This window comes from Microbacterium sp. H6 (genome assembly GCF_003314775.1).
GTDB classification, from domain to species: Bacteria; Actinomycetota; Actinomycetes; order Actinomycetales; family Microbacteriaceae; genus Microbacterium; species Microbacterium oxydans.
The window spans coordinates 1-1,041 of record NZ_QOAY01000216.1 but is presented as its reverse complement, the minus strand read 5'-3'; the positions used below and the strand labels follow the sequence as shown (position 1 = coordinate 1,041).

Sequence of the window (1,041 nt, the reverse complement as noted above, 5' to 3'; positions counted from 1 at the left end):
ATGTTCATCGCGATCTACACGGTCGGCGCCTGGATGAACAACCGCCGGCGTGCGCTCATCGTGCGCGTCGGGATCATCGTCAGCATGTTCGTGTGGCTGCTGATCACCATGTACCGCGACGCGATCCGCGAGGCGGACAAGGCGGATGTGATCGCCGGAGCCATGTCGCCCTACGTGGCCTTCATGCTCATCCAACTGCTGCTGAACGTGCTCTACTTCGGCGGCGCCTACTACTTCGGCGAGCGCTCGTGGGCAGCGGCGGCACAGCTGGCCGTGCTCGAGCAGCGGACGGCCGAGCTCGAGCGCGAACGCGAGGTCACCGCGGCCCAGGCCGTCGCGCTCGACCGGGTGCGCATCGCCAGAGAGCTGCACGATGTCGTCGCCCATCACGTGTCCGTCATGGGCGTGCAGGCCGGGGCCGCGCGCCTGGTGCTGGAGCGGGATCCGGAGGAGGCCTCTCGCATCCTCACGGGCATCGAGGGGTCGGCGCGCGACGCCATCCACGAGCTGCGCCAACTGCTGGAGACTCTGCGGACCCCGGGAGGAGAGCCGACCGACGGCGCCTCGACCCTGGCTCTCGACGACATCGCAGAACTCACCGAGGCCTCGACCGAGGCGGGACTGCCTACCGCGTACACGGTGATCGGCGAGCCCGCGCCCGTTCCCTCGGTCGTCGCCGTGAATCTGTACCGCATCGCGCAGGAATCGCTGACGAACGCCCGCCGTCACGCCGGACCCGACGCGACCGCCGACGTCCGCGTGCGCTACGACGACGACGGCGTCGAGGTCGAGATCGTGAACACGGGACGACCGGTGGCGCAGTTGCGGCCAGGACTCGGCCAACTGGGCATGCGCGAGCGCGCCACGGCCTCTGGTGGCACGCTCGAGGTGACCCCCCGGCCGTTCGGGGGCCTGCGCGTGCGCGCCCGCGTACCCTTCGCCGCGGCGACCGGGACGGGTGCGAGCCGATGAACGATCCGATCCGCGTGCTGCTCGTCGACGACCACGCCCTGCTGCGCGCCGGCTTCCGCACGATTCTCG

1 protein-coding gene is annotated in these 1,041 nt (G+C 70.3%); it reads left to right on the top strand.

The window, feature by feature from the left end:
* Positions 1-972, top strand: a 972-nt coding sequence (locus DSP71_RS14265; protein ID WP_258546453.1) for a sensor histidine kinase, incomplete at its 5' end; no start/stop codon positions are given.
* Between the last annotated feature and the right edge of the window lie 69 nt (positions 973-1,041).